Annotated in this window: 21 protein-coding genes; 12 read left to right on the top strand and 9 right to left on the bottom strand. The window is 68.2% G+C overall.

Going from position 1 to position 24,912, the window contains the following annotated elements:
• Positions 1-47: 47 nt before the first annotated feature.
• Positions 48-1,337 (bottom strand): S8 family peptidase, encoded by a 1,290-nt coding sequence (locus tag ACIBL3_RS12610; protein ID WP_396353426.1) that lies wholly within the window; start codon positions 1,335-1,337, stop codon positions 48-50.
• An 86-nt stretch (positions 1,338-1,423) separates the two neighbouring features.
• On the opposite strand from ACIBL3_RS12610, the gene ACIBL3_RS12605 reads away from it, so the two are divergent.
• The 5 genes from ACIBL3_RS12605 to ACIBL3_RS12585 all read left to right on the top strand — a co-directional run bounded on the left by ACIBL3_RS12605 (position 1,424) and on the right by ACIBL3_RS12585 (position 7,279).
• A complete protein-coding gene (locus tag ACIBL3_RS12605) occupies positions 1,424-4,012 on the top strand; it encodes a CHAT domain-containing protein (protein WP_396353425.1) in 2,589 nt (862 codons plus the stop codon).
• A 76-nt stretch (positions 4,013-4,088) separates the two neighbouring features.
• Positions 4,089-4,718, top strand: coding sequence for an RNA polymerase sigma factor (locus ACIBL3_RS12600; protein WP_396353424.1), 630 nt, complete (start codon positions 4,089-4,091; stop codon positions 4,716-4,718).
• Positions 4,693-5,169 carry a hypothetical protein gene (locus tag ACIBL3_RS12595; RefSeq protein ID WP_396353423.1) on the top strand — a complete coding sequence of 159 codons (477 nt, stop codon included), beginning with the start codon at positions 4,693-4,695 and terminating at the stop codon, positions 5,167-5,169. Before ACIBL3_RS12600 ends, ACIBL3_RS12595 begins: the two co-directional genes overlap by 26 nt.
• Positions 5,170-5,206: 37 nt before the next feature.
• Positions 5,207-6,655, top strand: a complete 1,449-nt coding sequence (locus tag ACIBL3_RS12590) for a PASTA domain-containing protein (protein WP_396353422.1) — start codon at positions 5,207-5,209, stop codon at positions 6,653-6,655.
• 3 nt (positions 6,656-6,658) lie between these two features.
• Positions 6,659-7,279: a hypothetical protein gene (locus tag ACIBL3_RS12585; protein ID WP_396353421.1), complete on the top strand. Its 621-nt coding sequence runs from the start codon at positions 6,659-6,661 to the stop codon at positions 7,277-7,279.
• Here ACIBL3_RS12585 and ACIBL3_RS12580 read toward each other — a convergent pair whose 3' ends face one another.
• Positions 7,280-8,101, bottom strand: coding sequence for a GNAT family N-acetyltransferase (locus ACIBL3_RS12580; RefSeq protein ID WP_396353420.1), 822 nt, complete (start codon positions 8,099-8,101; stop codon positions 7,280-7,282).
• Between the two features lie 56 nt (positions 8,102-8,157).
• Here ACIBL3_RS12580 and ACIBL3_RS12575 point away from each other — a divergent pair, with 56 nt between their 5' ends.
• From ACIBL3_RS12575 to mptB, 4 genes are all read left to right on the top strand, one after another.
• On the top strand, positions 8,158-8,787 hold the full coding sequence (locus tag ACIBL3_RS12575) for a PadR family transcriptional regulator (RefSeq protein WP_396353419.1): 630 nt from the start codon (positions 8,158-8,160) through the stop codon (positions 8,785-8,787).
• Positions 8,788-9,016: 229 nt separating this feature from the next.
• On the top strand, positions 9,017-10,006 hold the full coding sequence (locus tag ACIBL3_RS12570; protein ID WP_396353418.1) for an ATP-binding cassette domain-containing protein: 990 nt from the start codon (positions 9,017-9,019) through the stop codon (positions 10,004-10,006).
• Positions 10,003-10,767 carry an ABC transporter permease gene (locus ACIBL3_RS12565; RefSeq protein WP_396353417.1) on the top strand — a complete coding sequence of 255 codons (765 nt, stop codon included), beginning with the start codon at positions 10,003-10,005 and terminating at the stop codon, positions 10,765-10,767. Before ACIBL3_RS12570 ends, ACIBL3_RS12565 begins: the two co-directional genes overlap by 4 nt.
• 50 nt (positions 10,768-10,817) lie before the next feature.
• Entirely contained in the window at positions 10,818-12,302 is a 1,485-nt protein-coding gene (gene mptB / locus ACIBL3_RS12560) for a polyprenol phosphomannose-dependent alpha 1,6 mannosyltransferase MptB (protein WP_396353416.1), read from the top strand.
• On the opposite strand, the gene menD is transcribed toward mptB, so the two are convergent.
• The 3 genes from menD to menE are packed head-to-tail and all read right to left on the bottom strand — an operon-like array spanning position 12,198 to position 15,855.
• Positions 12,198-13,838: a 2-succinyl-5-enolpyruvyl-6-hydroxy-3-cyclohexene-1-carboxylic-acid synthase gene (gene menD / locus ACIBL3_RS12555; RefSeq protein ID WP_396353415.1), complete on the bottom strand. Its 1,641-nt coding sequence runs from the start codon at positions 13,836-13,838 to the stop codon at positions 12,198-12,200. The genes mptB and menD overlap by 105 nt on opposite strands.
• Entirely contained in the window at positions 13,835-14,767 is a 933-nt protein-coding gene (locus tag ACIBL3_RS12550) for an o-succinylbenzoate synthase (RefSeq protein ID WP_396353414.1), read from the bottom strand. The genes menD and ACIBL3_RS12550 overlap by 4 nt, the downstream gene beginning before the upstream one ends.
• Entirely contained in the window at positions 14,764-15,855 is a 1,092-nt protein-coding gene (gene menE / locus ACIBL3_RS12545) for an o-succinylbenzoate--CoA ligase (protein WP_396353413.1), read from the bottom strand. Before menE ends, ACIBL3_RS12550 begins: the two co-directional genes overlap by 4 nt.
• Before the next feature lie 78 nt (positions 15,856-15,933).
• Here menE and ACIBL3_RS12540 point away from each other — a divergent pair, with 78 nt between their 5' ends.
• The gene (locus ACIBL3_RS12540) at positions 15,934-16,806 is read left to right on the top strand and encodes a 1,4-dihydroxy-2-naphthoate polyprenyltransferase (protein WP_396353412.1); all 873 of its coding nucleotides are present in this window, start codon (positions 15,934-15,936) and stop codon (positions 16,804-16,806) included.
• Positions 16,807-16,953: 147 nt separating this feature from the next.
• Complete coding sequence (locus ACIBL3_RS12535; RefSeq protein WP_396353411.1) at positions 16,954-18,009, top strand: hypothetical protein; 1,056 nt, start codon at positions 16,954-16,956, stop codon at positions 18,007-18,009.
• Positions 18,010-18,039: 30 nt separating this feature from the next.
• Here the strand turns inward: ACIBL3_RS12535 and ACIBL3_RS12530 are convergent, their stop codons facing one another.
• The 3 genes from ACIBL3_RS12530 to ACIBL3_RS12520 are packed head-to-tail and all read right to left on the bottom strand — an operon-like array spanning position 18,040 to position 22,062.
• Positions 18,040-20,472, bottom strand: coding sequence for a DUF4132 domain-containing protein (locus tag ACIBL3_RS12530; protein WP_396353410.1), 2,433 nt, complete (start codon positions 20,470-20,472; stop codon positions 18,040-18,042).
• 23 nt (positions 20,473-20,495) lie between these two features.
• A complete protein-coding gene (locus ACIBL3_RS12525) occupies positions 20,496-20,891 on the bottom strand; it encodes a hypothetical protein (RefSeq protein ID WP_396353409.1) in 396 nt (131 codons plus the stop codon).
• Between the two features lie 49 nt (positions 20,892-20,940).
• Positions 20,941-22,062 carry a PLP-dependent cysteine synthase family protein gene (locus ACIBL3_RS12520; RefSeq protein WP_396353408.1) on the bottom strand — a complete coding sequence of 374 codons (1,122 nt, stop codon included), beginning with the start codon at positions 22,060-22,062 and terminating at the stop codon, positions 20,941-20,943.
• Between the two features lie 138 nt (positions 22,063-22,200).
• Between ACIBL3_RS12520 and ACIBL3_RS12515 the strand changes: the two genes are divergently transcribed.
• Positions 22,201-23,217 (top strand): M48 family metallopeptidase, encoded by a 1,017-nt coding sequence (locus ACIBL3_RS12515; protein ID WP_396353407.1) that lies wholly within the window; start codon positions 22,201-22,203, stop codon positions 23,215-23,217.
• Between the two features lie 63 nt (positions 23,218-23,280).
• Here ACIBL3_RS12515 and ACIBL3_RS12510 read toward each other — a convergent pair whose 3' ends face one another.
• The gene (locus ACIBL3_RS12510; protein WP_396353406.1) at positions 23,281-24,864 is read right to left on the bottom strand and encodes an MFS transporter; all 1,584 of its coding nucleotides are present in this window, start codon (positions 24,862-24,864) and stop codon (positions 23,281-23,283) included.
• Positions 24,865-24,912: the final 48 nt, after the last annotated feature.

Genomic DNA, 24,912 nt, shown 5'->3' with positions numbered 1-24,912 from the left:
CTGACGAGTCGGAGGTGCAGTGAGGGTGTCCAGATACACGCTGCCTGTCAGCTCGGCGTAGCCGCGTCACCTGGCAACAAGACCGGCCCCACCTTCGGCAGGACCCGCGTCCGGCTGTAGGCGAGCAGGGCGTTGGCGGCCTGCTTGGGGCGCTCGCCGGTCAACGACATCCGGCCGGCGATCAGGCCGACGACCAGTGGAGTCGAGAACGAGGTGCCGCTCCAGCGCGCCATCCCGGCGAACTCGCGCAGCTTCCCCTTGTTCGGCCGTTCGGTGCAGCGGTACTCGCCGCTCAGGAACGCGTTGATCAGGTTCTCTCCCGGCGCGTAGACGTCGACCCAACTGCCGAAATTGCTGAAGGACGCGCGGGAGACTCCGTCGGCGGCCAGTGCACCGACCGACACCGTCTCGTCGTGCGCGGCCGGCCAGAACTTCCGGTCGTCACCGTCGTTACCCGCCGCGGCGACGAGGACCGGGCCGTCCAGAGTGCCTTCCCTCGGCGTGGTGAAAGTGCCGAGCCCCAGCGCCGGAAGGTCGAAGCGCGTCTTGGAGCCGGCCGAGAGACTGATGATGTCCGGATTGCCGGCCACGACCTCGGCCAACCGCTCGGCCAGATCCACTTCGAACATCGCCCCCGCTTTGTCGAAGTAGCTCTTGACCACCACCTCGGTCTTCGGCGCGATCGCGCGGATGACGCCCGCGATGAAGGTTCCATGACCGGCGTACGGGCGAATCATGCCCGCGTCGTCGAATTCGTCCTCGTCGTCGCCGGTCACACCGTTCAGCCAGTCTGCGTGCGGCGCCTCGGTCCAGCCGACGTCCAGGACGACTACTTTCACACCACGTCCGTCGGCTTTACCGACCCCGGTCAGGAACGGCTCCGGACCCGCGCCGTTGGACACCGTTTCGGGTTCTGTCGCGGGGCATGGGCTGACGCTCTTGCAGATCCAGACCAGGTGATCCGGTGTGACGGTGCCGCGCCCGAACTGTTCGTCGGCGTGCGCGAGGAAGCGTTGCGTCGGACTGAGGCCGGCGTCGCGGCCCGGTGCGTCGGCGGGTACGTTCGCCGGCAAGTCGAGCCGGGTCACTCCGAGGCTGCTTTGCCGAGGCGTCCCGCCGCCGAACAGGCCGAGTGTCCTGGGTGCGTCGTGTTCCCGAACCAGTACGCTGCCGGCCCGATAGATCGCGTTCACCCCTGCCGTCCGCCAGTTCGGCGGATCGATCTCGATCTGATTGCCGAATGCGTCCAGCAGCAGATTGATCTGGTCTTCGAATTTATCGTTTGAACCATTTCCCGGCTGGTTGTTGTTTCCTCCCGGGTTCTTGTCGTCCGGCATCTTGTTTCCTCCCCCTGTGATCACTGGCGGGGACTATCCGGCCAGTTAACATTTCACTGTGCCGACAAACCGGGGGGTGTGTCGAGGTGACGGCGGCGCCGGAGGATCTACTGCCCCTGGCCTTGTCACGTCCGCTGGAGGCGATTTCCGGTGCGCAACGGCTGCTGGCGAGCGGTCCGCCCCAGTTGGCTGCGTCGATCGCTCACCAAGCCCGGGGCATCGGGCTGCGCCAGTTGGGTGACGTCGACACCGCAATCCGGGAGCTGCGGATGGCCCTGCGGCTCGCAGAACAGTCGGGTGATCGCAGACGCGAGCTCGACGCACTGGCCACGTTGGGCGCCACGCTCGGACGAGCGGGCTACGGAAAACAAGGGCTTGCTTGTCTCGAACGCGCGGTCGCGGGCAGCAGCGGAGCCCTTGCCGGGCGGATCCTGATCAGGCGAGCCGACGTACTCCTGGTTCTGGGGAGGCACCAGGACGCGCTCGAAGATCTTCGGGGCGCCGTGATTCGGCTCCGCCGCGCCGGCGATCCGGTCTGGGAGGCGCGTTCGCGCAACTACCGCGGATTCGCGCACCTCGCTCTCGGCAAGACCCGTCAGGCCGATGCGGATTTCGCGGTCGCCGAACGCCTGTATGCGTCGGCCAAGCAGGCGTTCGAGTTTGCCGAGGCCAGGCAGAACCGGGGTCTGGTCGCATTCGCGCGCGGAGACCTGCCGCTCGCGCTGGAGTATCTCGGCGAGGCCGGCAAGCGATTCGAGCAGTTGGGTGTCGCGTGGCCCGATTTGGCGATCGACCGCTGCCGCGTACTGCTTGCTGCCGGGCTGACCGCCGAAGCGAAAGCCGAAGCCGATCGCGCGGTGGTCGAGATGGAGAAGGAGGGCGGGCAGCCGACAAAGCGAGCCGAGCTGCTCTTCACGGCAGCAACGGCCGCGTTGGCCGCGGCGGATCCGCAGACCGCGCGTAAGCGCGCAGAAGAGGCACGCCGGCTGTTCGCCGCCCAGCGCCGGTCCTGGTGGTCGGCCCGGGCAACGGCCGCCCAACTCGAGGCCCGCTTCCTGGCCGGCGAACGCGGACCGCACCTTCTGCGCCAGGCCGTCTCGTCAGCGACTCGCCTCGATGGTTTGGCGGCTGCGGAAGCCCCTGCCGCGCACTTGCTCGCCGGCCGGCTCGCGCTGGCCGCGGACCGCCGCGCGACGGCCGACCGCCAACTGAAACGCTCTGGCGAGCTGCGCCGAGGCGCACCACCTCTTGCACGCGCTGCGGCCCTGCTCGGCAAGGCGTTGCAGGCAGAGGCTCTCGGCAACATGGACCGGATGGTGACCGCGTGCGCTCGTGGATTGGACGCGCTCGACGAGCATCGTCTGATGATGGGCGCGACGGAGCTACGCGCCCGGGCCACTGCGCATGGCGCTGAGCTGGCCAGGCTGACCCTCCGAGACGCCGTACGGCGAAATGACCCGATCCGGCTGATCACTCGAAGCGAGCGGTGGCGGGCGACCGCGCTGGCGGCGGCACCGCTGCGTCCGCCCGGCAACAAGCAGTTGCTCGCCGACCTGGCCGCCCTTCGCGACGTCGTACGGCGAGCTGAAGGCCTGGCTCCCGGAACACCTGGTGGTACGGCGTTGGAGCGGGAACGGAGACGGCTGGAGGACGCCGTCCGATCCCGCACCTTGAAGGCCCACGGCGACGACGCGCGAGCCATCGCCGGGTTCGACCTCGGCCAACTCTTCGCGGAACAGCGCGACACGACGCTGGTCGAGATGGTCGACGTGGACGACTTCCTGTCCGTCGTCGTGGTCCGTGATCGACGTCCGCGACTTCACCCAGTGGGACCGCTGTCCGATGCTGTCGTCGAGGTTCAGCGTGCTTTGTTCAGTCTGCGGTGGCTGGCCCGCGCCCGTCGGACGGCGGGGCCACCCCTGGACGTCATCGGTACGCGGCTCTCGTCCGCGCTCCTCGGCGATGCCGCACGCGATCTGGGGCACGGGCCGGTCGTGATCGTTCCGCCGGGGCGGTTGCAGGCGTTGCCGTGGCACCTCCTCCCGGAACTCGCGAACCGGGCGGTGAGCGTGGCGCCGTCCGCGGCGACCTGGCTGCGGGCTCGCCGGCTACGGCCGCCGACCGGACGCCGGGTGGCGTTGGTTCTGGGGCCTGGACTGCCTTCGGGTGGCGCCGAGATTTCGCAGCTGTCCGAGCAGTACCCCGAGGCGACGGTGCTCGGCAGCGGAGCAGCTACCGCGGAGGGAGTCCTGGATGCGCTGGACGGCGCCTGGTTGGCGCATATCGCGGCGCACGGAACGTTCCGTGCGGACAGTCCGCTGTTCTCGTCGCTTCGGCTGGACGACGGACCCCTGACTGTGTATGACTTCGAACGGCTAAAGCAGGCGCCGTACCGGCTGATCTTGTCCAGCTGCGAGTCAGCGCTCGCACAGCCGGTCGGTGCGGATGAGCTGCTCGGCCTGACCAGCAGTCTGGTGCCGCTGGGCGCCGCCGGGATCATGGCCAGTGTGGTGCCGGTGAACGATCGGGCCGCCGTACCGGTGATGACACTGCTGCACGACAACCTGCACACGGGTCACGCACTCGCCGAGTCGCTGGCCCTGGTCCGGGCCGGTTGTGGTGACGACCCGGTCGCCGTCGCCACTGCTTGCTCGTTCGTCGTGCTCGGAGTGTGAGTCGGCATGTATCACCGTCAGCCCGCGCGACTCCGTCCCATTAGAACGTTCCTATCGCCCGCGAAGGAGTCACGGTATGCGCGATGACCCAACCGTGATCCGGATGGTCGCGGGCGCCAGAAACGGCGACAAAGGCGCCTGGGACGCGTTGGTGGAACGGTACGCGCCACTGGTCTGGACGGTCAGCAGACGGTTCCGGCTGTCGGCCGAGGACGTCAACGACGTCGGGCAGACCGTTTGGCTGCTGCTGATCGAGCACTTGCCCGACCTGCGAGATCCGGCCGCGCTACCGGGCTGGATCGTCACCACGACTCATCGCGAGTGCCTGCGGTTGTTGCGGACCGGCAGGCGTACAGAGCCGCTCGATCCGGCGGACGTGCCCGCGGACACGCCGGACATGGTGCCCTCGGTCGACGAGGAACTGCTGGCACACGAGCGTCGTGAGCTGGTTCGGGCCGCGTTCGCGCAACTGTCGCCGCGCTGTCAGGCGTTGCTGTCGATGCTCGTCCAGGACCCGCCTGCGCCGTACTCCGAGATCAGCCAGAAGCTGCACATGCCGATCGGCAGCATCGGCCCCAACCGGGCCCGCTGCCTGGATCGATTGCGCCGGACGCCGGCGCTCGCCACGCTGACCGCTGTCCGGACCGCCTCCGCCCACGAACCGGAAGAAGGTGATCACCATGAGCAGCCAATGGTGGAGCGATGACGATCAACTGCTGGAGCAGTTGCGCGATGCCCTGAGTACGGCGCGGGAGCTGCCGGCCGGCTTTGTCGAAGTGGGCAAGGCAGCCTATGCCTGGCGCACGATCGATGCGGAGCTTGCCGCGCTCACCTACGACTCCGCGTGGGATGCCGAGGAGCTCACGCTGACCCGGGCCGAGAGTGCGGTGCTTCGCACTCTGACGTTCAGCTCGGATGCCCTGACCATCGAGCTCGAGCTGACTCCGCACGAAGTCCTCGGGCAGATCAGCCCACCGCAACGCGGCACGGCCCGACTGGCCACCGAGAGCCTCGGCACCGACGTCGATGACGTCGGAACCGCGCCGATCGACGACCTCGGCTTCTTCATCGTCCGCCCGGCCCCGAATCATCCGTTCCGGCTGGTCTGCCAGACCGCAGCCGGGGTCACCGTGCTCACCGGCTGGATTTCGCCGTAACAGGTATCAGTCCCGGCCTCTGGTTCTCCGTTCCAGTATGGCTGGAATCCGTTGCTCCATACGCCGACTGACCGCCGTTGCGGTGGCGGGGCTGCTCGCGCTCCTGCTCGCACTGGCGGGTGCGGAGTCGGCAGGCGCAATCAGTCGTGAGGTAGGACCGCTCAAGCTCGATCCGCGAAGTGGCGAGCGCCGTACGCCGGTCGGTGTGTCCGCCGATGGGTTCGCCGGGTGCGTGAAGAACGTGGTGGACGAGTACCAGGTGAACGGACTGCTCCTCGAGGAACCCGGCACTGTGGTGATCAGCTTTGGCACAACCCCGATGGGCGAACCCGTCACGGTTGGGTCCGACGGGTCGATCAGCGCGTCGTTCACGGTTCCGGAAACGGCTGCGCCTGGCCCCTACACGGTCCGGGCTGAGTGCGTCCAGAACTCGAAGTTGGTGAGCTCCGCGACGTTCGAAGTCACCGAGGTGCAGCCGACGATCGTGCCAACGACGCCAGAACTGACCGTTGTACCGCGGATCGTCGGATTGCTGCGCGGGAAGGCGCTTACTGCCCTGAAGACCGCAGGGCTTCGGCTTGGGCGGGTTTCCGGACAGGGCGACGTCGTACGCAGCCAAGATCCTGAGGCCGGCAAGGAGGTGACTCCCGGCAGCGCTGTCGACATCACGGTCAGCTCGGCGACGCGCTTGGTCGTCGTACCGCGGGTGATCAGGAGGTCGCCCGAGGCCGCCGCCGAGATCCTCGAGGACCGCGGGCTTGTGTTGGGCCTGGTGGACGGCGACGGAGAGCTGATCCGCGACCAGTTCCCGGAGCCCGGAACCGAGGTTCCCGCCGGCAGCGCGGTCAGCGTCACGACCGAATCGGACAATGTTGCGCCGGTGCTGGTGAAGGTCCCGAAACTGGTCGGGCGAAAGGTGAGGGTCGCCCGCACAACGCTGACGGCCGCCGGTCTGGTGCTTGGTGGCAAGCCGGCCGACGATCGCACGGTCGCCAGTCAGAAGCCGGCAGCAGGCACGTTCGTGAAGCCCCGCAGCGTGGTGACCGTGACTCTCGTCCCACTCCCGCTGGTTCCGGTGCCGGACCTGGTCGGGGGCGGCGCTGATCAAGCTCGTACAGCGTTGTCCGCGGTCGGACTGGTGTTCGGCGGTGGATCGGACAGTGACGGCGACATCGTGAGCCAGCAGCCTGCGGCCGGCACTCTCGTTCCGGTGGGAACCCCGGTCGCCGTGACATTCGATCCGTCGCCGTCAGCGTTGCCGGCCATAGTCGTAGCGGCGGTGTTGCTGGGCGTCGGCGCCGCCGTCTACCGCCTGGCGCGACTTCAGCTCGACCAGAGTTTTGTCCGCAACAAGGTCAAGGTCGCCGTACGGCAGTCCGCGCTGCGCGATCCGAGGATCACGGAATCGAACCAGTCGCCCGCGCTGCCGGTCGTGCGGCTCGAGCCACACGCCGACACCGGCACGCACACCCTCGAGGAGGGCTGAGCCATGACCACTTCAACTCTGATCGACGATCCGGTCGTCCAGGCGCCGATGAGCGCCGACGCGCTCCTGTTCGGCTCCGCGACCGGCGCGGTCAAAGCACTCAGCGACGCGATCAACGAGCGCGGCACCACCCGGACCGCCATGCTCTCGGTCCGACGGATGTCGAGCCCGGCGATCGCGGTCGTCGACCGTGAGATCGGCAGCATCACCGGGGGTCTGCTGAATCTGGACCTCGGCGACGTCTTGCTGTCGGCCTGGCGCAAGTACGCGAAGCTGACCGACGCGGCGCGCCGGACTCTTGCCATCAGCGGCAGCGAGGAGATCGTTCCGCTCGCTCAGCACACCGTCCGGTCGACGTACTCACCGCACGTCGATCTCATCGCCAACGGGTTGCTGATCCACTCGTTCAAGTTCGAACTCGAGATCGTCTTCGAACTGACCGCCCTGCAGGCCGTCGTCAGAGCCGGCACCCTGACCGCCCTCGCCGGCGGCAAGTGCGTCGTCACGGCAACGCTGTCTCTCGACGGCGCACAACTGGCCCGGAAGAGCCGCCCCGTCGACCTGGAGCTCATGGTCCGCCTCCAGCCACCGCGCCCGTTGATCACGAGCTCCGTGACCGCATAGTCAGCTGAAGAAGTATTCGACGAAGTCGGCGACCGGGCGGTAGCCGGCTTGGTGGTAGATCTTGTTGGAGGTGGGGTTGGCCAGGTCGGTGTAGAGGCACGCCTGGTTGCCCTGGGCAAGGATCTCCGCGGTCACGTGACTGGTGAGCGCGCCGGCGTACCCGTGCCGCCGACGCTCCGGAGGGGTGTAGACCGGCCCGACCCGGCAGGCCCCGTAGACCGGCAGGTGGTACCCGACCATGCTCACCGGCTGACCGTCGGCCTCCCAGATCCACATGGTCCCGTGCGCCAGGTGGTCCTTGGCCCAGTCCAGGTAGTCTCCGCCGAGCTCCTCCGCGAATCCTGCCTTCGCCCAGCTCGCCACCAGGTCGACCTCGTCGGCCTTCATCAACCGCGGCGAGCCCTCGGCGGCCAGCGGGGTCAGCGTGCCGAGCTTGTGGAGGCGGGTCCCCTTGGTCTCGGTCGCCGTCCCGCCGCGTCGCACGCACCATCGGTCGGCGAAGCGCAGAGCCGCCGGGCGGTCACCTGCGACGCCCGCCAGCTCGGGCAGTACGTCGAGATACGCGTCGGCGACCGGTTCGGCGAACTCCGCCGGCAGCGCGCCGAGGTACACGTTCCGCCCGGGGGTCCGCATCGCCGCACCGACCACCTTGCCGCCGTCGTGGACGGAGGCGAAGTACGACGGCTCGTCCGCCGTACGACCGCCGGACGCCTGTGCGTGGACGTTGCTCATGATGATCGTGTGCAGGACCGGATCCTGTTGCAGGAAAGGGAAGACCGTCTCTTCGAAGGCGGCCGCGTCACTCGTCACACGCACGTCCATGCCCACGTAGGTTACGCCTCGACCGGCGCAGCGTCGCGCGGATTTACACTGCGACTATGTCCACCACGCGCTTGCTGCTGCTCGGGGTCGTGCGGATCTTCCAGCCGGCCTACGGGTACCAGCTGCGCCGTGAGCTGCTCACCTGGAACGTGCAGGACTGGGCGAACATCAACCCCGGCTCGATCTACACCGGGCTGCGGACGCTGGCCAAGCACGGGTACCTGCAGGAGCTCGAGGGCGGCGCGGCGAGCAGGCCCGGGCGTACGTCGTACAAGCTGACCACCGACGGCGACACGGAGTACTTCTCGCTGCTGCGGCAGATGCTGTGGAACGTGGACGGCTTCCACCCCGACCGGATGATGGTGACCCTGAGCTTCCTCTGGTCGCTGCAGCGCGACGAGGTGCTGGCCGCACTCGAGGCGCGCATCACCCAACTCGAGCAACGCCAGAAGGCCGAGCCGTTCGCGGAGCGGCAGGTGTTCGAGGACCCCGGTACGCCGAACCACATCGTCGAGATGTTCCGCATCACCACCGCCCGCGACCGCGGCGAGCTCGACTGGACCCGCGCCTTCCACGAACGCGTCACCAACGGCGACTACTCCTTCGCCGGCGAACCCGCCGACTGGACCCCCTACCCCGGCATGATCACCCACTGGGGCGAAATCCCCACCCCACCAGCTGAGTGAATTCAGCGGACGGCGAGCGCTTGCGGCGGTAGGGTCCCGGCACGTGGGGCACACGCCGGGTGGGCTGTTCGCCGTGTGAGGTGCGCCCGTCCGCTAGCCCCGCACGAGCCGCTGAACCGACCACGGCCCGTCGGCGACCACGTGGCGGTTGGGGCGCGCGGTAGCACGCGCGGGGAGGACCGTTTGATCAACATTGACTATTCAAAGTTGATCACTCAGACTGGGGCGCATGATGATCGAAGCGCGTGGATTGGCGCGCACTTTCAAGACCAAGCGCGGTCCGGTGGAGGCCGTGCAGGGGGTTGATCTGGATGTCGCCGACGGAGAGATCGTCGGCTTTCTGGGGCCCAACGGGGCCGGCAAGACCACCACGATGCGGATGCTGGCGACGCTGATCAAGCCGACCGCCGGCACCGCGACCGTGGCGGGATACGACTTGGCGAAGGACCCGGTCGGCGTCCGCCGTGGCATCGGGTACGTGCCGCAGAGCGGTTCGACGCTGCCGGAGGCGATCGCGGGAGACGAGGTCGTCGACCACGCCCGGCTGTACGGCGTACCGAAGGCCAAGGCTGCCGCGGACGGGCAGCGCCTGTTCGAGGAGCTCGACCTGCCGGGGCTGTGGCGGCGGCAGTGCAAGACCCTGTCCGGCGGCCAGCGGCGCCGGCTCGACATCGTGATGGGGCTGATCCACGACCCACGGCTGGTGTTCCTGGACGAGCCGACCACCGGTCTCGACCCGCAGGCCCGGGCGAACCTGTGGCAGCACATCCGCGGTCTCCGCGACCGTGGCGCGACCATCTTCCTCACCACGCACTACCTGGACGAGGCGGACGCGCTCTGCGACCGGATCCTGGTCATCGACCACGGCAAGATCGTTGCCTCCGGCACCCCGGACACGCTGAAGCAGCAGGTCTCCGGCGACGCGGTCCGGCTCAGCCTCGCCGACGCCGCCCACGCGCCCGCGGTGACCAAGATCGCCGAGGAGCTGGAGGGTGCGACCGGGTTCGAGACCGACGGCGACGTGGTCGGGTTCCGGATCCCACGCGGCGGGTCGGTACTGCCCGTCCTGCTCCGCCAAATCGATGCGCAGGGCATCGAGCTGAACGGCGTCGAGGTGCACCGCCCGACGCTGGACGATGTGTTCCTGACCATGACCGGGCGCTCGCTGCGGGACGAGGAAGCCCCGGCACCGCAGCAGGAGAAGGAGGTCGTGGCGTGACCGTATTGCGCGAGACCTGGATCGTGTTCCAGCGGGCGATGCGGCTGACGCTGCGGAACCCGATGTGGGCCATCCTGATGCTCAGCCAGCCGCTGATGTACCTGTTCCTGTTCGGCCCGCTGCTGAAGCCGATCACCGCGCAGATCAGCGAGGGCGCGACCACGAACGCCTACCAGGTCTTCATCCCCGGCCTGATCGTCCAGCTCGGCATGTTCGGCGCGATGTTCGTGGGCTTCGGCCTGATCGCGGAGTACCGGGCCGGCGTGATCGAGGCCGACCGGGTCACCCCGGCGTCCCGGATGGCGCTGATGGCCGGGCGGGTACTGCGGGATGTCGTCGTACTGGTCGTGCAGACGCTGGTGCTGCTGATCGCCGCGATCCCGCTCGGTCTACGGGCGCCGTGGGGAGGCGTGCTGCTGTCGCTGGTGATCGTGGCCCTGCTGGGCGCGACGTTCGCCTCACTGTCGTACTCGGTCGCGCTCATCACCAAGAGCGAGGACGCGCTGGCCCCGCTGCTGAACGGGATCGCCATGCCGCTCCTGCTGCTGTCCGGCATCCTGCTGCCGATGCAGATCGGTCCGACGTGGCTGCAGCGGCTGTCCGACATCAGCCCGCTGAAGCACGTGGTGAACGGCGTGCGGGCGCTGTTCCGCGGCGACATCGACAACAGCTCGTCGCTGTGGGGCCTGTTCTGGGTGATCCTGCTGACGATCGTCGGCCTGACCGTCGGGGCCCGGACCTTCCGCAAGGAATCCGCCTGACGCAAGCCGCTGTTCATCGGGGAGTCGCCCAGGGCGGCTAGCTTCCGCTCATGCGCTCGCCGATGGTCCGTGGGGTGGTCGGCTCCGTCGTAGTCGCCATGGCGAGCCTGGTGACCTCGGTGGTGCCGGCCTCCTCCTGGGTGGCGTCGTTCCCGATCACCGGCGAGCTGCGGGCCTCTCTGCCCGGGCGGATGGTCGGACTGTCGTTCATGGTGGCCGGGCTCGGGCTGATGGCCTGGGCCTGGCTGTCCGTCGGCCGCCGTGTGATGGCCGGCGAACGACTCCCACTGCTGCGCATGACGGCGTACTGGACCGCTCCCCTGCTGCTGATCCCGCCGCTGTTCAGCCGGGACGCGTGGAGCTACGCCGCGCAGGGTGCACTCGTGGCCGAGGGCTACAACCCGTACGACGTGGGCCCTGGAGTGCTGTCCGGTCACATCGTTGAGGCAGTCGACCCGATGTGGATGCAGACGCCGGCGCCGTACGGTCCACTACCCCTCGCGTACGGCGGTCTGGTCGCCCACCTGACCCTGGACCCGTACGTCCTGATGCTCGCGCACCGACTGCTGGCCGTGGTCGGCATGCTGCTGATCGCGTGGGCTGTGCCGCGACTGGCGACCGCATGCCGGGTCGACCCAGTGGTCGCCACCTGGCTGGTCGTTGCCAACCCGATGCTGATCATGCACGGCATCGGCGCCGCGCATAACGACGTACTGATGCTCGGACTGGCCTGCAGTGCGTTTGCCCTGGCTCTCACAGGTCATTGGGGTACGGCGGCAGTCGTAGCGGGTGCTGCAGCTGCGGTGAAGTTGCCAGGCGGGCTGGTGGTGATTGCGATCGCCGCAGTGATGAGTCCGCGGGCTGGGCGAGCACTGCGGTTCGCCAGTCTGGCGATCGCCGGCGCAGTGTCGGTGCTCACGCTGGTGACCATCGGAGAGCTCACCGGAGTGGGGTCCGGGTGGCTGAGTGCGCTCGACGTACCCGGTCTGGTGCGCTCGCCGTTCTCCATCGCGAATCTGATCGGGATGGCGGCATCCGGCGTACTCGCCTGGCTGGGCGAGGACACGGCTGCTGAACAGGCGCTACAGCTGGTGCGCCTGGCCGGGATGCTGCTGGCGATCGGTCTGATCGCCGTACTGAGTCTGCGGTCGTCCATCCATCACGCGGCGCGCGCTGTGGGCATCGCACTGCTGGCTGTGGTGCTGCTCGGCCCCAGCGCGCACGACTGGTACTTCCTGTGGTGCCTGCCGTTCCTGGCGGTTGCGCGCCCGGGCCGGAAGCTCACGACCACCATCACCGCGGTCAGTCTGATCTTCACGATCGCGGCACCGCTCAACTCGTCGTTGCGTGGTGCCACCATCCCGATCCTCACCACCACGGCGCTGGCCCTGGCGACCATCGTCCCGCTGCTGGGTCACCTGCGGGGGATGTCACACCTTGCCGAGCGCGGACACCAGCGCCTCGGTCAACGGGCGATGGCTGCTGCGCGGGACACGCGCCTCCACGACGTCCAAGCCGGCAACGGTGGGGGTTAGCGCAGCACGCAGGGCGTCCGGCGTCTCGGCCAGCGTGTAGCGGGTGCTGGTGGCTGCGCACAGCGCTGCCAGGTCCGTGTTGTGCGGCGTACCGAAGACTCGCTCGAAATGCGTTGCGTGGGTGGGGTCGCCCTGTTCGAGGGTGGAGAAGATGCCGCCGCCGTTGTCGTTGACCACGATGATGCGCAGGTCGGGACGGGCCTCGTCGGGGCCGATGATCAGGCCGTTGGCGTCGTGCAGGAAGGCCAGATCGCCGATCAGCGCGTACGTCGGCCCCGCATTGGCCAGCGCGGCGCCGACAGCCGTCGAGATGGTGCCGTCGATCCCGGCCAGGCCGCGGTTGGCGATGGTGCGGATCGGGACGATCGGGGCGAGGTCGAGGTCGCGGACCGGGTTCGAGGACGCGACCACGAGCATGCCGTCGGCGCCGACCGCCTCGCCTACGATCGCGGCGATGCCCGGACCGGTCAGGCCGTCGGCGAGCACCTTGTCGATGACGGGGCGCGCCAGCTGGTCCGCATGCTGCCAGCGCTCGAGCCAGTCCGTGGTGTCGGGTCCGGCGACCTCCAGCCCGGTGACGACCGACGACGCACGCCGAGCCGCGTCCGGCCACAGCCCGGTCGGTGACACCACGAGCACCTCGACGTCGGGCCGCGCGAGCAGCTTGGCGATCGGCCGGGACAGCGTCGGATGCCCGTACACCAGGACCCGTTCGATCTCCGCCGCCAAAGAGTTTGCCTGCAGCAACAGCCGGTACGCCGAGATGACCGACGGTCCGGTCCGCGCCCGGCTGGACGGCTCGGCGAACAACGGCCACTGACCCGCCTCCGCCGCCAACCGCGCGGCCTGCGAGGCACCATCACCCGCGACGACGACCGTCTTCGGCCCAGGCTGGACGGCCGACGGCTGCCCGGCAGCGGCGTGCACTGCAGTCCAAGGCCCACTACTGCGGCCGTCGAGCGGCTCCGGCCACTCCGGCCCGTCGGTAGGCACCAGCGGCTCAGCCAGCGGGCAGTTGAGCTGCACCGGCCCCGGGTCGGCCGACCGGGCACCGACTGCGTTGGCCACGGCCCGCGCGACCTGCGACCGCCAGTACGCCACCTGGCCGACCTCACGCACCGGAGTCCCCATCTCGTGGAACTGCCGCACCGCAGAGCCGAACACCTTGAGCTGGTCAGTCGTTTGGTTGGCGCCGCTCCCCCGCAGCGCCGGCGGGCGGTCCGCACTCAGCACGATCAACGGCAGCCCGCTGTGCGAGGCCTCCAACACGGCTGGGTGCAGGTTGGCCACCGCCGTACCCGACGTGGTCACCACAGGCACCGGTAGTCCGGTCCCCCGGATCAACCCGATCGCCAGGAAGCCCGCCGTACGCTCGTCGATCCGGACGTGCAGCCGCAGTCGCCCGTCGCGGTCCGCGGCAGCGAGTGCGAGCGCTAGTGGCGCGCTGCGGGAGCCCGGTGCCACTACGGCTTCCCGTACGCCGTTGCGGATCAGTTCGTCGACCACCACAGTCGCAAACGCCGTGGACGGGTTCATCCGGAACTCCTCATCTGCACTCGGCTCATGCGCTCTTCCCACACCGCAGTACGGGCTGCATCTGCCCGAGCCGCGTCTAACAACACCGGGTCCGGCTGCACCCGTCGTACCGGCAGGAAGCCGTTCACCGGCAGCAGCGGCTCTGCAACGACCTCACTGGTGAACATGGACACCGTGGCCAGCCCGCACGCGTAGGGCAGCTCCGGAAGCGCGGCAGCGAGCGCAACGCCTGCAGCGATGCCCACTGACGTTTCCAGCGCCGACGACACCACCACAGGGAGACCGATCTGCTCAGCAATGTCCAAGCACGCACGCACTCCACCAATGGGCTGGACCTTCAGTACGGCGATGTCGGCCGCGTCCAGCTTCTTCACCAGCAAGGGATCCTCGGCCCGCCGGATCGACTCGTCAGCAGCCACCGGGACCTCAGTACGACGCCTGACGGCCGCGAGATCCTCCACCCGCGCACAGGGCTGCTCGACGTACTCCAACTCGAACCGTCCGAGCTCTCGCAGTGCTCGCACTGCCTCGTCCACCGACCACAAGCCGTTCGCGTCAACACGCACCTGCCCGTCGCCGATCGCGTCCCGGACTGCCTCCACCCGCTCCAGGTCGTCTTTGAGCGACTGCCCGGGCTCAGCCACCTTCACCTTGGCCGTGCCGCATCCGGACGCCCGCACGATCTCAGCAGCTCGCTCCGGACCGACCGCAGGCACAGTGCAATTCACGGGTACGGCGTCCCGCACCGGCGCCGGCCACCCCTCGACGGCCGCCTCCAGCGCCGCCCGCAGCCAGGACACGCAAGTAGCGTCGTCGTAGTCGAGGAACGGACTCCACTCCGCCCAGCCCGCCGGCCCCTCGAAGAGCATTCCCTCGCGCACGGTGATCCCGCGGAACTTGTTCTTCAGGCCGATCGAGTACGTGATCACCGCACTCCCTCCAGCAGCGCCTGGCGATCAACCTTGCCCGAGGCAAGCATCGGCAGCGCGGCCAGCTGAACCACTTCACGCGGCGCCCAGGTCCGCGGCAGCACCTCGGCCACGAAGTCCCGCAGCTCGTCCCGACCCGGTTCACCCACGACGAAGGCCACGACCCGCGTCCCCCACTCCGCGTCGGGGACGCCCAGCACAACGGCGTCCTTCAGCCGCGGATGCTCGAGCAGCCGGGCCTGGACGGTCGGCAGCGTGATGTTGACGCCACCCGAGATCACCACGTCGTCGACCCGGCCGATCACCCGCAGTCTGCCGTCGACAAGCTCGCCACGGTCCTGCGTGCGGAACCACCCGTCCCGAAGCACCTCGGCCGTCAACGCGGGCCTTCGCCGGTACCCGGAGAACAGTGTCGGGCCGTTGATCAGGATTCGGCCGGCGTCGAAGGCGATCGCCGTACCCTCCAGCGGCTCACCGGCATAGACGCATCCGCTCCCGGTCTCCGTCATCCCGTACGCCGGGATCGCTGTGACACCGGCCTCAGCCGCACGGGCCTTCAGTGGGGCCGGTGTCGCCGCACCACCGATGATGATCGCGTCGAACGAACGCAGGGCCTCCAGATCGCTGTCCAGGTAGCGCGCCAGCTGCGTCGGCACCATCGCGGTGTAGCGCCGCGGACCGGTCATCGCGACCGCCGCCTCGCTGAAGCTCTCTTTGGCAATCACAGGAGAAAGGCCGGCTACGACGGACCGGGTGAGGATCTGCAGGCCGCCCACGAAGTACGGCTTCATCGGTAGCAGCCACTGACCGGGACCGCCCAGCCGGTCGTGCGTAGCGGTCGCGGACGCGAGCAGGGCCTCGCGGGACAGCAGTACGCCCTTCGGCTCGCCGGACGACCCGGATGTGGCGAGCACCACAGCACAGCCGTCCTCCAGCGGCTCGTCCGGTGCGGCCGCCTGCCGGACCCGGGCCGCGGCCGCCGGATCAGAGGGGACCGGCGCGAACGCCGTACCCGTGCCCTCCAGTACGGCGGCAAGCGCGGACAACACGGCATCCGGCGTACCGGGGACCAGGCGCAACGTAGACATGTCAGCAACGAGCGTACGGCCCGGCCGCGACCGCCCTGCTCGCGGCCGCCCCGCCTGCGGCTGACACAATCGGCAGTCATGGCCACACCTGCCCAGTGGATCGAAGGCGCGCGCCCACGCACGCTGCCCGCCGCGATCGCTCCCGTCCTCGTCGGAACCGGTGCAGCCGCCTACCTGGACGGCTTCGTCTGGTGGAAGGCACTGCTCGCCCTCGGCGTCGCTCTGGCCCTGCAGATCGGGGTCAACTACGCCAACGACTACAGCGACGGCATTCGCGGCACCGACGAGAACCGCGTCGGCCCACTGCGCTTGGTCGGCTCCAAGGTCGCCACGCCGGGACAGGTGAAGACCGCAGCGTTCACCTGCTTCGGTGTGGGCGCCGTACTCGGGATCATCCTGTGCGCGACATCCAACTGGTGGCTGCTGATCGCCGGTGCCGCCTCGCTTGTCGGTGCGTGGTTCTACACGGGCGGCAAGCGGCCGTACGGCTACCGCGCGCTTGGTGAAGTCAGCGTCTTCCTGTTCTTCGGACTGGTTGCCGTACTAGGAACTACCTATGTGCAGGCGGAGCGTTTGAGCTGGACCGCCCTGGCCGGCGCTGTAGCCATCGGCTCGATCGCTTGCGCCCTTCTGGTAGCCAACAACCTGCGAGACATCCCAACCGACACAGTCACCGGAAAGCGCACACTGGCTGTCGTATTGGGCGCCGCGCGCTCCCGCCGCCTCTACGCCGCACTGATCGCCGTCGCGTTCATCCTGGCCGCGGTCTCCGTCATCGCCACCCCGTGGACGCTCTTGGCCTTCATCGCGATCCCCCTGGCCATCAAGTCCACCCGAGTAATTCTCGGCGATTCCGTTGGCCCAGCCCTCATTCCCGTCCTCAAGAACACCGGCCTGACCGAACTCCTGTACGCCGTAGGCCTGGCCGTCGGCCTCGCCCTCGGCGGCTGACCAACCCACCCGCCGGCCGGCGCGCTCTGTTTCGAGACCGGCCGGTTCCGCTTCTACGGTGGGTAACGATTGCATACGCTTTGTCGAATCCCGGGATTGACGTGTTCGGGTCCGGAGCGCATCCTTGCATCAAGTTGGTGGGGGCCTATGGGATCAATTTGGGAAACCAGATTCAGTAATCATCCGCTCTGGGCGCTGATAAATCAGATCACTGGCGAACTGAAGAGCATCGCACTACCGGATGACGGGGACTTGGCGGATTCACTGTCCCGCCTGCAGTGGCTGGTCGAGACAATCGACGCCCATCGCCAGGAAGACCCGCGACGATACTCGACGCACATGCTGGACAATGTCCACATCCATATCGCCGCAAACGTGCATCCCCATCTGTCGCGATATGCACGGGATCCCGACGGTTGCGCACGTTCCCTGCGGACCGCTGCCGACGGCATCGACACGGTGCTCGAGCAGTTGGGAATCTGGCCGCCGCTGAGCCCGAACGGCGCAACCGGGTCGGCCACGATGACGGAGTACACGAGAGAACTGGAAGAGATCAAGGATTCGCTGGAGCTGCAGGTCTCGGCGGTCACCGACAATTACCGAGCGAACCTCGACGAGCTTGAAGAAACGCTCCTGACGGCCGTACTCGGGGCCAGCCGAAACTTGGCCAGCTTGGAAGAGATGCGCGGCCAAGGTGAAAACGTCCTGACTGCGCTTACTCGACAGGTAGTTGCCGACGGCTACGGAAAGAATGCGCGCAACAAGGCGTTCGCCGGATGGACCTGGGACTTGCTGGGACTTGCCGTCGGCGGAGTTCCGCTGGTCATGCTCCTGGCTCAGTACTTCAGCTCGGATTCGAATATCTTGTCGTCGACAACCATCACCGTGACAGGGCTCGGGATCACGCTGGCAGCAGTAGCCCTCGCCTGGCTGTGCTTCACCCGCGGGTCTATCAATCATCGTGAGTCACGAAGAGCCAAACGGGCCGATCTTCGGCTGCGCACCGTCCATGCCTTCATCGCCAATCAGCCCGAAGAGGTCAGAGAAGCTGTTCTCGAGGGCATGGCGAATCGCATCTACCTGCAAGGCAATCTGGAAAGCAACGACGACAGCGGCGCCCGCGAGGGAACGGACTTGGCCACCTACCTCGCCCGAGCCCGCTCCCGCCGCCAAGCCGACGACTACGTCGCACGCGAGAACTGACGGTCAGCTGACCGGGCGCGGCCGGTCCGGTCAGTCGCGCTTGATCTGCGCGGTGATGGTGGTGTCCTTGATCGTGGTGTCGTTCGCGAGCAGGAACGCCTTGCTGAGCACCAGACTGAGAACGGGGTCGTCGTCGAAGGGAAGGAACAGCTTCTGAGCCTGGCTCTCGCGGGCGGCGACGATGCAGAGGTACTGGTCGTTCGGTGACATCAGGATGTTGCCACTTCCCAGGTGGATCCGGTACGTGCGTAGGTCGCCGCGGACCGTGAGGTACCGGTCCTCGAGCTCACACCGGTCGGCGATGGCCAGCCGCGGTACGAGGTGCTCGAGGATGTCGCGGCGGATCTCGCCGGCCGCGGACAGCTCGCCGAAGCCGTAGTTGTGCCAGTACGTCTCGAAGCGACGCTCCACGCCCCGGTCGAGCCACTGCGGATCGGCGCCGATCGAGGTCACGCCGACGAACAGGTCGACGTCGCGCATCGCTTCGGTGAGGACCAGTGGTGGCACATCGGCAAGCGCGATCGAGTCGTCGCTTCGACTGTCGACGAACCGCACCTGATCGCTGGTGCAGTACGGGTAGAGATCGCTCTGGACCGGTTCGTGATCAGGGATCGGATCGAAGTGGAACTCGGCGCGGATCCCGGCCGTGTCCCAGGTACGCCGGGCCACGCCCTGGTCGATGCCGTCGTCCCACCACGCGACGGCAACCGGCGTCCACCCACGCCCCTTCATCAACGCGCGAGCCTGGACCTGCCGGAAGATGTGCCCGGCGAAACGGTTCGAGTAGAGGCGGGTCTGCTCCTCGGCGGGCGTGAGCACGTAGAGCTCACGGAATGCCTGCTTGAACGGCTGAACCACCCGCTGCTCGAGCAGGTACTGTCGCCAGGCGCGAACCTCGTCGGCGGTCGCCTGGATCGGATGCCAGAGCCGCACCTCCGCATCGGACGGAATCGCGACCTGCCGACCCGAACTCGTCACCGCAGTCGTGCTGTCGTGCGGGATTCCGACGACGCTTTCTCCTTGCTGCGTGCTGAACGCCCAGACCAGGGTGCGGGTCAGCCGGCCGGTGATCGGATGGTCCAGATACCAGGTGCGCCACTCGTCGAGCGGCCAGCGGCGGTCGACGGCCATCAGACCGTCCAGCCGCAGGCGCTCGCCGGCGATCGTCTTGCGGATCGATTTGAGGTCGTCGCGGATCGCGGCCAGCGTTTCGGCGTCGGACTGCTTCACATCCGCCGGAATCGACTTGCGTCGCGTCTGGTTCGCGTCGACGTACCCAAGTACGGCGGTTCGTCCGTGCACGTCGATCACGGCGGAGCCCCGCGACAGCGCGACGTGGCGTTGGCCGTCCTGGTCGAGGTCATGTGCTTCGACGGCGCGTTCCAGCAACTGCTCGCGGGTCATCCCCTGCACGGCAGCCAGCGCGTCGATGGCCTTGCGGACTTGCTTCAGCAGCGTCCCGTGGCGAACGGAGCGCTCGAGCGCGAGCAACTCGGTGATCGACGCCGGGGCGCCGATATCGGCCATCGCCTGCGCTGAAGCGTTGGCGAGTCGAAGACTCCGTGGAGTGCCGAACTGACCTCCGATCACCGTCACGGTCTTGACGGCAAGGCGCCGTAGCCGCGGTAACAGCGCCGGGTCTGCCAGCACTCCCGCGAGCATGGCAACTCCACACAGGAAGGACTCGTTGCCCGGGGTCACGTACCGCGTCACGGTGTAGACCCGAGCGTCGTACGTGTGCTCCGTGTCCGTTTCGGACGCGTCGAGGGCAGCATCAAGGAGCGCCTCGACCAGAGCCACGGGCTGGGACATCAAGCCGCGCACGCGCTCGGCCTCGGCGAGCCACTTCTTCGAAGGCCGGCCACTGGACGGGAACGCCGCCAGCAGATCTAGCACCGTCGCACGCGCCCCGATCGGTTCGTCAGCCGTCTCGAAGGCGGTTCGCAGCCGAGGGCCGATGTCGTCACCCGCGTCGATCAAGTCAACGCGGATCCCGTCGCCGGGGCCTACGAGCTTCCGCAGTCTGGTCGCCGTGGCTGCGTCTTCGGCCTCCTCGGCGGCCCGCCCGATCAGTGGTTTCAACCGTTCCTTCTCCGCGTCGGCCAGCGCGGTGTAGGCATGTTCGATCTGGCGGCTCAGCACACGGAGGCACTCGCTGCTCCACCATGACTCCGGCCGCTCGAGGTGCCCGAGTCGCGCGGCCAGCAATCGCTCGATGTGCGCTGCCGAGAGCTCGACACGCTTCCGCGCGATCACCGACAACAGTTGAACGCAGTGATAGCCGTCCACCTGTTCAGAGACACTCAGAATGGACTCTCGCCGAAGCACCTCGGAGCCCTGCAGGATCGCTTGAACCTCGGGCAGCGCCCGCGCGTCCGACTCGGCCCTCCAGTACCTGCCACGAACGGATTGCAGCGCAGCCGCCACCAGCGTGGCGGCCGCTCCATCGCTCAGGTCAGGCACACCATCACTTGCCCGAGTCATGCTCAGCCACCGACCAGCTGAACAAGGCGGACGAAACGGATGTCGGAGTCCGCAGTCAACTCGAGCTCCGCGTCGAGTTCGGTCACCTGCCGGTCGTCGAGAAGCACGAAGAAGCCGTTGCGCTCGAACGCCTCGATCGCCCGATCAGCCTGCTGTTCCCAATCGAGCCGCCGCTGCTCCGGCAATCGGAACCCGGCCTCGGTCGGCAGTCCTCCCTCGGGCATGACCAAACCCGTGAACACCGGCTGCGGCGCAGCGTTGAAGCGCGCCACCTCGTCCCGAAACCGGGTCCGGACCAGATCGCGCAGCGTGATCCGGCTCGAAACCCCTGCCAGCGTTGTCGTCGCGCCGACCCGGCCGGCCCCCGACACATCGATGATCTTCACAGTGATCCCCACCGGCGCAGCATAAACAGCCGATCCGACAATCAGCGTCGGCCGGGAAGATCTACGCGCTGGGCTCGCGCCAGCGGCCGGTGGTTGCGAAGGCTTCCAGGGTGGCCAGGTAGGGGGTGATGTCGATGCCGTTGGTGCGGAGCCAGGCGTCGTCGTAGTAGGTGTTGCCGTAGCGTTCGCCGCTGTCGCACAGGAGGGTGACGATGCTGCCGCGGGTTCCGGTACGGCGCATCTCCTCGGCCAGCCGGAGTGCGCCCCAGAGGTTGGTGCCCGTGGAGCCTCCGACCAGGCGGCCGGTGACACGGGAGCAGAAACGCATCGCGGCGATCGAGGCGGCGTCGGGGACCGCGATCATCCGGTCGACCACGCCGAGGACGAACGACGGCTCGACCCGCGGGCGGCCGATGCCCTCGATGCGGGACGGGCGACCGGTGGAAAAGTCGTCGTCAGCGGCCTCGTAGCCTGGGAAGAAGGCCGAGTTCTCCGGGTCGACCACGCAGACCGAGGTGTCGTAGCGCTGGTAGCGGACGTAGCGGCCGATGGTGGCCGACGTACCGCCGGTGCCGGCGCCGACCACGACCCAGGTGGGGATCGGGTGCTGCTCGAGCTTCAGCTGGCCGAAGATCGACTCGGCGATGTTGTTGTTGCCCCGCCAGTCGGTGGCGCGCTCGGCGTATGTGAACTGGTCCATGTAGTGGCCGCCGGTCTCCTCGGCCAGCCGCTTCGCCTCGCCGTAGATCTGGCCGGACCGCTCGACGAAGTGGCAGCGTCCGCCGTAGAACTCGATCAGCTCGACCTTCTCCGGGCTGGTCGAGCGCGGCATCACCGCGATGAACGGCAGGCCGAGCAGGCGCGCGAAGTACGCCTCGCTGACCGCGGTCGAGCCGCTGGAGGCCTCGATCACCGTCGTGCCCTCGCGGATCCAGCCGTTGCAGAGCGCGTACAGGAACAGCGACCGGGCCAGCCGGTGCTTGAGCGAGCCGGTCGGGTGCACGGACTCGTCCTTCAGGTACAGGTCGACCCCCAGGAGGTCAGGCATCGGGAACACGTGCAGGTGCGTGTCCGCGCTCCGGTTCGCGTCCGCGTCCACGATCCGGATCGCCTCGGACACCCAGGCCCGAGCCTTCTCGTCGCGCCGGTCGACCTCGCGACACACCCCTTCAACCTCACTCATGCGGGCCAGGCTAGATGCTAGGCCCGCATTTGAGTATTCCTACGCTCGGTCACCAGGCGCCGAATGCTCGGGTTCGGGTGGGCGACCCTGGGGGCGAGCTAGGTTGTGGGGAGATGGTGTCGACTGGCAGGGGGAGTGATGAGCGTGCACGATGAGCGGCCGACCCGGCAGCGGACGACGCTGACGGATATCAGTTCGCGGGCGTGGGAGCACCCGGCGGACCGCGGTGCGCTGGTGGCGCTGCGGCAGCTGAAGGGGTTCGACTTCCTGCTGCGGAAGCTGTCCGGGCTGATCAACGAGCGGGCCTTCCGGCTGCAGTTCCTCGGCGCGGCGATCCGGGTCGACGAGCGGCAGTTCCCCACCGTGCACCGGCTCTACACCGAGGCGGGCATGACCCTCGACGTCCGGCAGCTGCCCGAGCTGTACGTGACCAACAGCCCGATCTGGAACGCCGTCACGATCGGCATGGACAAGCCGTTCATCGTGGTCAACAGCGCCCTCCTGCAGGGTCTGGACGAGGAGGAGACCCGGTTCATCCTCGGCCACGAGCTCGGCCACGCGCAGAGCGGGCACGCGCTTTACCAGTCGTTGCTGTTCTGGCTGATCCGGCTCACCGGCGCGGTGAACTGGATGCCGATCGGTGCGCTCGGCATCCGCGCGATCATCGCCGCCCTGCACGAGTGGTCCCGCAAGGCCGAGCTCTCCGGCGACCGGGCCGGTCTGCTCGCGGCACAGGACCCGGCGGTCGCGCTGCGGGTGCAGATGAAGCTGGCCAGCGGCGGTCAGCTCGGCGAGCTCGACACCACGGCCTTCCTTGCGCAGGGCACCGAGTACGAGAGCGCCGGAGACCTGCGCGACAGCCTGCTCAAGCTGCTGCTGCTCGAAGCCCAGTCGCACCCGCTGGCCGTCGTACGGGCGCACGAGCTGCGGCGCTGGGTGGACGAGGGCGATTACACCGCGATCGTCTCCGGCAACTACCCGAAGCGCCAGGACGACGCCACCGCCTCGATGTCGCAGGAGGCGAAGAACGCGGCCAAGTCCTACTCCGACGCCTTCGCCCGCTCCCAGGACCCGCTGGCCAAGCTGCTCCGCGACCTCGGCGACGGCCTCGGCGGCGTCCGCGACTGGGTCTGGTCCAGGTTCCCGCCCCGCTGACACCGAACAGACGAACGGCCCGCTTCCCCCCTCCCGGGAAGCGGGCCGTTCGGGCTTTCGGACTCAGCCCATGTGGACCGGGCCGGACTGGCCGTCGGTGGCCAGGTCCTTGTGCTTGATCGACAGGCCGACGATGGTGACCACGGCCGCGCCGAGCATCAGGAACGTCGACCACAGGAACGCGCGGGTGAACCCGTGCGTGGTCGCCACCGCGGTGAACTGTCCCTCCAGCTGCTTCAGCTGCTCCGGCGTCGAGCCGGACTCCGCCGCCTTCTGCAGCCCCGGGGCCAGCTCGGTGAACCGGTCCTTGATCGCGCTGGTGGAGATCGTGCCGAGCAGCGCCAGGCCGACCGCACCACCGATCTGCTGGACCGTGTTCAGTACGGCGGAACCGACACCGGAGTCCTCGTTCGCGACCCCGCTGACCGCGGTCAGCGTGAGCGGCACGAAGATCAGGCCCATGCCGAACGACAGCAGCAGGATGAACGGCAGCAGGTGCGTCCAGTACGTCGAGTCCACCTCGAGCTGACTGAAGCCGAGCATCCCGCCGGCCGCGAGCACACCACCGGCGCCGGAGATCCACCGCGGGTCCATCCGCGCCACCAGCGTCGAAGCGACCTGCGCCGCGACCACGATGCCCAAGCTGAACGGCAGGAACGCGAAGCCGGTCTTGATCGCGCTGTAGCCCATGATGTTCTGCACGTAGATGCCCAGGAAGTAGAACATCGAGAACATCGCCGCGCCGACGACCAGCATCACGAAGAAGCTGACCCCGCGGGTCCGGTTGGCCAGGATCCGGAAGGGCATCAACGCGTGCCGCGACCGGGCCTCGATGCCGAGGAAGATCGCGATCAGCGCCAGACCGCCGAGGATGTAGGTCAGCGTCAGCGTGTCGCCCCAGCCCTCGGTGGCCGCGTGGGTCAGACCGTAGACCAATGAGGTCAGACCGGCCGTGCCGGTGATCGCACCGGGCAGGTCGAACTTGCCGGTCTGCCGCGGCGACTCGCCCAGGAACCGGAACGCCAGTACGGCGACGATCAGGCCGATCGGCGTGTTGATGAAGAAGGTCCACCGCCAGTCCGCCTCGGTCAGCGCGCCGCCCAGGATCAGGCCGACGGCCGCACCGGCGCCGGACATCGCGGCGTACACGCCCATCGCCCGGTTGCGCTCCTTGCCGGCCGGGAAGGTGGTGGTGATGAGTGCCAGCGCGTTCGGCGAGGCCGCCGCGGCCGCGACACCTTGCAGGATCCGGCTGGCGAGCAGCACGCTCTCGCTCTGGGCGATACCGCCGACGAACGATGCCAGGCCGAACAGCACGACACCGAAGACGAACACCTTGCGGCGGCCGATGATGTCACCGATGCGGCCGCCGAGCAGCAGCAGACCACCGAAGGCCAGCGCGTAGGCGTTCACCACCCACGGCAGGTTCGCGTTGCTGAAGCCGAGCTCGGTCTGGATGTGCGGGAGCGCGATGTTGACGATGGTGCCGTCCAGCACCACCATCAGCTGCGCCATGCTGATCAGCGCGAGCGCGATCCCGAGGTTGCGGTGACCGTGGCCGTTGCCTGCCTCCGCGGCAGCCTGGCCCGGCACCGTGTCGGCCGGCCGCCGGTCCGGCGGATCGGCCTTGACGACGTCTTCGGACATGAAAGTTCCCCTCTTGGGCGTAGTTGCGTAGTTCGGTGGCGGACCGGC

Source organism: Kribbella sp. NPDC050124 (assembly GCF_044460355.1).
Classification (GTDB): Bacteria; Actinomycetota; Actinomycetes; order Propionibacteriales; family Kribbellaceae; genus Kribbella.
Note: the sequence above shows the minus strand (reverse complement) of the source record. Positions and strands in the feature narration are given on the sequence as shown.

Excerpts from the sequence above, each read along its gene's own strand:
- ACIBL3_RS12610 (WP_396353426.1), bottom strand. The coding sequence starts at position 1,337 with ATGCCGGACGACAAGAACCCGGGAGGAAACAACAACCAGCCGGGAAAT.
- ACIBL3_RS12600 (WP_396353424.1), top strand. The coding sequence starts at position 4,089 with ATGCGCGATGACCCAACCGTGATCCGGATGGTCGCGGGCGCCAGAAAC.
- ACIBL3_RS12595 (WP_396353423.1), top strand. The coding sequence starts at position 4,693 with ATGAGCAGCCAATGGTGGAGCGATGACGATCAACTGCTGGAGCAGTTG.
- ACIBL3_RS12590 (WP_396353422.1), top strand. The coding sequence starts at position 5,207 with ATGGCTGGAATCCGTTGCTCCATACGCCGACTGACCGCCGTTGCGGTG.
- ACIBL3_RS12585 (WP_396353421.1), top strand. The coding sequence starts at position 6,659 with ATGACCACTTCAACTCTGATCGACGATCCGGTCGTCCAGGCGCCGATG.
- ACIBL3_RS12580 (WP_396353420.1), bottom strand. The coding sequence starts at position 8,101 with ATGGACGTGCGTGTGACGAGTGACGCGGCCGCCTTCGAAGAGACGGTC.
- ACIBL3_RS12575 (WP_396353419.1), top strand. The coding sequence starts at position 8,158 with ATGTCCACCACGCGCTTGCTGCTGCTCGGGGTCGTGCGGATCTTCCAG.
- ACIBL3_RS12570 (WP_396353418.1), top strand. The coding sequence starts at position 9,017 with ATGATGATCGAAGCGCGTGGATTGGCGCGCACTTTCAAGACCAAGCGC.
- mptB (WP_396353416.1), top strand. The coding sequence starts at position 10,818 with ATGCGCTCGCCGATGGTCCGTGGGGTGGTCGGCTCCGTCGTAGTCGCC.
- menD (WP_396353415.1), bottom strand. The coding sequence starts at position 13,838 with ATGAACCCGTCCACGGCGTTTGCGACTGTGGTGGTCGACGAACTGATC.
- menE (WP_396353413.1), bottom strand. The coding sequence starts at position 15,855 with ATGTCTACGTTGCGCCTGGTCCCCGGTACGCCGGATGCCGTGTTGTCC.
- ACIBL3_RS12540 (WP_396353412.1), top strand. The coding sequence starts at position 15,934 with ATGGCCACACCTGCCCAGTGGATCGAAGGCGCGCGCCCACGCACGCTG.
- ACIBL3_RS12535 (WP_396353411.1), top strand. The coding sequence starts at position 16,954 with ATGGGATCAATTTGGGAAACCAGATTCAGTAATCATCCGCTCTGGGCG.
- ACIBL3_RS12520 (WP_396353408.1), bottom strand. The coding sequence starts at position 22,062 with ATGAGTGAGGTTGAAGGGGTGTGTCGCGAGGTCGACCGGCGCGACGAG.
- ACIBL3_RS12515 (WP_396353407.1), top strand. The coding sequence starts at position 22,201 with ATGAGCGTGCACGATGAGCGGCCGACCCGGCAGCGGACGACGCTGACG.
- ACIBL3_RS12510 (WP_396353406.1), bottom strand. The coding sequence starts at position 24,864 with ATGTCCGAAGACGTCGTCAAGGCCGATCCGCCGGACCGGCGGCCGGCC.